At 43.1% G+C, this 5,082-nt stretch carries 4 protein-coding genes and 2 pseudogenes; 1 reads left to right on the forward strand and 5 read right to left on the reverse strand.

Features of this window, described 5'->3' with window-relative positions; translation table 11 throughout:
• Positions 1-96: pseudogene (locus tag HT719_RS10770) on the forward strand (thymidylate synthase); the annotation flags it as partial.
• Between the two features lie 18 nt (positions 97-114).
• Here the strand turns inward: HT719_RS10770 and HT719_RS10775 are convergent.
• From HT719_RS10775 to HT719_RS11820, 5 genes and pseudogenes are all read right to left on the reverse strand, one after another.
• Positions 115-249 carry a chlorohydrolase gene (locus HT719_RS10775; RefSeq protein WP_172929196.1) on the reverse strand — a complete coding sequence of 45 codons (135 nt, stop codon included), beginning with the start codon at positions 247-249 and terminating at the stop codon, positions 115-117.
• Positions 250-343: 94 nt separating this feature from the next.
• A complete protein-coding gene (locus HT719_RS10780) occupies positions 344-2,092 on the reverse strand; it encodes an ABC transporter ATP-binding protein (RefSeq protein WP_172929198.1) in 1,749 nt (582 codons plus the stop codon).
• A gap of 1 nt (position 2,093) precedes the next feature.
• Positions 2,094-3,818 (reverse strand): ABC transporter ATP-binding protein, encoded by a 1,725-nt coding sequence (locus HT719_RS10785; RefSeq protein WP_172929200.1) that lies wholly within the window; start codon positions 3,816-3,818, stop codon positions 2,094-2,096.
• Between the two features lie 60 nt (positions 3,819-3,878).
• Positions 3,879-4,817 carry a peptide-methionine (R)-S-oxide reductase MsrB gene (msrB, locus tag HT719_RS10790; RefSeq protein ID WP_119946887.1) on the reverse strand — a complete coding sequence of 313 codons (939 nt, stop codon included), beginning with the start codon at positions 4,815-4,817 and terminating at the stop codon, positions 3,879-3,881.
• A gap of 28 nt (positions 4,818-4,845) precedes the next feature.
• A pseudogene (locus HT719_RS11820) lies at positions 4,846-5,082 on the reverse strand (hypothetical protein); the annotation flags it as partial.

The raw sequence follows: 5,082 nt of genomic DNA on the forward strand, positions 1-5,082 counted from the left end.
GATGGGACCAATTTCTTTGATATTAAAGCAGAGAATTTTGAGTTGGTAGATTATGACCCTGTTAAGCCGCAGTTGAAGTTTGACCTAGCCGTTTAATACTCTTCGAAAATCTCTTCAAACCAGGTCAGCGTCTTCATCTGCAACCTCAAAACAGTATTTTGAGCTGACTTCGTCAGTTCTATCCACAACCTCAAAGCAGTGCTTTGAGCAACCTGCGGCTAGCTTCCTAGTTTGCTCTTTGATTTTCATTGAGTATTACAGTGAACAATTTTTCTAGCTATTGTAACAAAAAAGTCACCCGAAGGCAACTTTTTTCGTCCATAAACTTTCAAAAGAGAATGGCTTATTCAGAGCTAAAAGTGGCAACTTGCTGCATTTGGTAATACTTGCCCTTTCGAGCCATGAGTTTCTGATGGTTCCCATACTCAACAATATCACCATCCACTAAGACTAGAATCATATCCGCATCCTGAATGGTTGACAAGCGGTGGGCAATGATAAAGCTTGTGCGCCCCTTCATGAGTTTAGCAAATGCATCCTGTACCAGCACTTCTGTCCGCGTATCGATGGATGAAGTTGCTTCGTCTAAGATAAGAATCTTTGGAATAGCCAAAAAGACTCGCGCTATAGTCAAGAGCTGGGTCTGACCGACAGAGAGAGATTCTCCTGCATTTTCTAACTTGGTATCGTATCCCTGTGGCAACTGTTGGATGAAAAAATCTGCATTGGCTGCTTTGGCAGCAGCAATCACCTGCTCCCGACTGGCTTCAGGATTTCCAAAAGCAATATTGTCATGAATGGTTCCTTGCTTGAGCCAGGTTTCTTGGAGCACCATGCCAAACTGCTGGCGTAAGGAGGCACGACTATAGTCATAAATGGATTTCCCATCCAGCAAGATATCTCCTGAGTTAATAGGATAGAAACGCATAAGAAGATTGATAAGGGTTGATTTTCCTGCACCTGTCGGACCAACGATAGCCACCTTGCTAGCAGCTGGAATATCAATAGATAAATCCTTAATCAAGATCTTCTCAGGATGGTAGCCAAAAGAAACATGTTTAAAGGAAATAGCTCCCTTGACTTGGTCACTAGTCAAAACTTTCTTACCTGTTTCAGCAACCTCATGACTTTCTAAGACAGCATAGACGCGCTCTGCACAAGCGAGAGCACTTTGCAACTCGGCTAAAACAGAAGAAATATCATTAAAGGGCTTGGTATACTGCTGAACATAGTTCAAAAAAGTCACTAAACGCCCAATGGTCAAGGTGGAACCCATCATGATACGATAAGCACCCACTCCAGCTAAAAGCGCATAAATGAGCGCATTGACAAAGCGAGTCGAAGGATTAACCGTTGAAGAATAAAAGATAGCTGACTGCGAATAACCTGCATAGTTGTCATTAGCCTCACGCAGCCTTTGGATAAATTCTGCCTGAGCATTAAATGACTGGATAATGGTTTGCTGGCTAAGAGATTCTTCAATCAACTGAGTCTGAATCCCCCTGGTCTCTGTTTGCTTCTGGAAGAGATGATAAGAGCGTTTGGCAATAAAGCGTGAAATCACCATAGACAGTGGCGTCAACAGCAAGACCAAGAGGGTCATGAGGAGGTGAATTTGCAGCATGGCTAGAATACTAACCAAAATCATCAAGATGCCAATGAAAAATTGGTTAAAAATCATGGTCAAGCCAGCTGCCAACTGTTCTATGTCTGTGGTCAGCCGACTGATCATTTCTCCACTTCCTTGCCGATCCACGAAAGCAATCGGTAACCGATGGAGCTTGTTGATTATTCTCTCTCGCAAGTCTCTGGTATAAGAGAAAATTAGGCGATTATAGAGAAGAGGATTGATCCATTGCACAAGGGTATTTCCTATGACCACAAAGATCATTTGGAGAAAAATCTGCCAAAAAACTGGTGAAGAGCTAGTCACTAGGACTTGGTCGATGACCTGCCCAATCAAGATAGGTAGGTAGATTGATAAGGCAACTTGGGCAATGGTTCCTAGAAAGGCTAGGAAAAGGAGGAAGGGATGACTTGCTAAATCTTTGGCCAAACGTGTGAGTGTTTGATTTGCAGTTTGTCGTCTCATACTAGCCCTCCTTTCCATGTTGGGATGCATTGATTTCGCGATAAACTTGACTGGATTTCATCAAGTCCTCGTGCTTGCCGATAGCTAGGAGCTCTCCTTTTTCTAAGAGTAGAATCTGGTCAGCCATCTGTAAAGTCAATGTTCTTTGAGAAATCAAGATTAAGCTCGTGTTAGGCAGATTTTCTCGAATAGCTTTCAAGAGCTTAGACTCGGTAATGATGTCCAGTGCTGAGGTCGCATCATCTAGGATGAGAAATGGAACTTGGCGCAAGACTGCACGTGCGATAGACAGCCTTTGTTTTTGTCCACCTGAAAAATTTCGACCACCTGCCTCAACTAGGGCATCCAAAAGTCCTTCCTTTTCACTGACAAAATCCTTAGCTTGCGCAATCTCCAAGGCCTGCCAGAGTTCTTGGTCAGATACTTCTTGATGTAAACCTAGAGTCAAGTTAGAACGAATGGTTCCCTTAAAGAGTTCGACTTTTTGGGGCACATAGGCAATCCAAGACCGCCACTGTTCAAGATTGAGAGGACTAGTTCCATCTCGATAAAGGTCTATGCTCCCCTTGTCTGCTGGGTAAAGTCCAAGGATGACTTGCACCAAGCTTGATTTACCAGAACCTGTCCCTCCGATGATACCAAGGATTTGCCCTTGCTTCATATCAAAGGAAATGTCTCTCAGAGAAGGCTGGGCCGCATCAGGATAGGTAAAAGTCAATTCTTGGACTTGTAAAACCCGACCACTGGTAACTTGCTTTTGTTCTAATTCTGAATGGATGTTTTCGGGAGATTCCTCAAAGACCTCCTCGATTCGCTTAGCTGAGATGTAGGACTGGTTGAGGGAATTGATCAGCATGGCAAGCTTGACCAGTTCCACCAAAATCTGTAAGAGGTAATTGATAAGGGCAATGAGAGCACCTTGACTGAGCACTCCTCCTTGAATTGAAATATAGCCTTGCCAGATAATAACGAGAAGAGTTCCATTGACAATCAGATAGGTCAGAGGTGTTAATAAACTAGACCAGAAACCTGTCTTTTCTTGTAATCTAGCATAAACTTGGTTAAGGGTTTGAAAAATCTGTAACTCTCGTTTTTCTTGACCAAAAACACGAATAACTCGCATTCCTTGTAATTGCTGACGCGTTTCCTGAACCAGTTGGTCCGTTTTCTTTCTCAGACTGCTGTAGAGAGGATTGACCAATCGAGATAACCCTACAATGACGATTGTCAAAATGGCAACCATGACTAAGAACCAGAAAGTCAGCTCAGCTGAGATTTGATAAGCCATAAAAATGGCACCAAAAACGATAATGGGCGCTCGCAAAAAGAGACGCAGGAATTGATTGATACCAGTCTGAATCTGGTAGGTATCCGAAGTCAAGAGAGTGACCAAACTAGAAGTTGTCAAACGGTCTCTGCTGTCCTTGGGCAATGAAAGAATATGACGATAAAGGTCGTTTGTCAATTCCTTAGCAAAACCTACTGCTGCCTTTGCTGAGTAAAATTGAGCTATCAAGGCCACTAAAACGCCAATCACTGCAAATATAAGGAGCAGGCCAATCTGCATCCAGAGATGACCTTGATTTCTTTGGGGCAAGGATTGGTCAACAATCCCAGCAATCACCATGGGAACCAAGAGCTCAAAAACAGCTTCTAACAGCTTGAACAAGGGTGCTAAAATCGATTCCTTGATGTAGGGTTTGAAGTAAGATAATAGGTGTTTCATAAATCCCTTCTATTCGTATTCTGGAAATAAAGAAAGTGGGAAGTACCCACCCTCTCTGTTTTATTTGTTTAAGTATGGCAATAGATAGCCATATCCTGCTTTTTCCATCTCATCCTTGGCCACAAAGCGTAAAGAAGCAGAATTGATACAGTAACGGAGGCCGCCTAACTCCCGCGGTCCATCTGTGAAAACATGACCCAAGTGAGCACTGCCTGAACGAGAACGAACTTCAATTCGCTCCATTCCATGGCTCAGATCCTTGTAATAATGAATCAACTCTTTGGAAATCGGACGGCTAAAACTTGGCCAACCACAACCTGAAGCAAACTTATCCTTGGCAAAAAAGAGTGGCTCACCTGTCGTAATATCTACATAAATCCCCTCTTCAAAGGTTTGGTCATAGGCATTGGTAAATGGAGCCTCTGTAGCAGCTTCTTGGGTGACACGATAAGACTCTTCAGATAGACTGGCCTTCAACACCTCTTGACTAGGCTTTTCATAGTTTGCTGCGTCAATCAATGGCTTCTCAGCATCGGTCACATCGATATGACAGTAACCTGAAGGATTCTTCCTGAGATAGTCTTGGTGGTAGTCTTCAGCCAGAATGTAGTGGCGTAATTGCTCCACTTCTACTGCAATCTTTCGACCCAGCATGCGTTCCTGCTCCTGCACCACTGTGTAGATAGCTGGCAAATCTGCTTCATCCTGATAATAAATCCCAGTTCGATATTGGCGACCACGGTCATTCCCTTGTTGATTGATAGATAGAGGATCGATAACTCGGAAATAATAAAGTAAAATCTCTCTGAGTGACACTTCCTTCTCATCGTAAATCACTTGGACCGTTTCTGCATGGTCTGTTTCCTTGAGCAACTGGTAATTGGTCGTTTCGACTTGACCATTAGCGTAGCCAACACTGGTTTCTAGCACTCCAGAAATGCGTGAAAAATATTCCTCTAGGCCCCAAAAACAACCACCTGCTAGATAAATTTCTGCCATCTTTATTTCTCCTTTATCACGTTTTTAACTAATACTCTTCGAAAATCTCTTCAAACCACGTCAGCTTCGCCTTGCCGTAGGTATGGTTACTGACTTCGTCAGTTCTATCCACAACCTCAAAACAGTGTTTTGAGCTGACTTCGTCAGTTCTATCCACAACCTCAAAACAGTGTTTTGAGCTGACTTCGTCAGTTTTATCTACAACCTCAAAACAGTGTTTTGAGCAACCTGCGGCTAGCTTCCTAGTTTGCTCTTTGATTTTCAT

It is taken from the genome of Streptococcus sp. k-378 (assembly GCF_013277505.1).
Taxonomy (GTDB): Bacteria; Bacillota; Bacilli; order Lactobacillales; family Streptococcaceae; genus Streptococcus; species Streptococcus pseudopneumoniae.

Bases quoted from the DNA above. Each gene is read 5' to 3' on its own strand.
- HT719_RS10775 (WP_172929196.1), bottom strand. From the start codon at position 249: ATGAAAATCAAAGAGCAAACTAGGAAGCTAGCCGCAGGTTGCTCAAAG.
- HT719_RS10780 (WP_172929198.1), bottom strand. From the start codon at position 2,092: ATGAGACGACAAACTGCAAATCAAACACTCACACGTTTGGCCAAAGAT.
- HT719_RS10785 (WP_172929200.1), bottom strand. From the start codon at position 3,818: ATGAAACACCTATTATCTTACTTCAAACCCTACATCAAGGAATCGATT.
- msrB (WP_119946887.1), bottom strand. From the start codon at position 4,817: ATGGCAGAAATTTATCTAGCAGGTGGTTGTTTTTGGGGCCTAGAGGAA.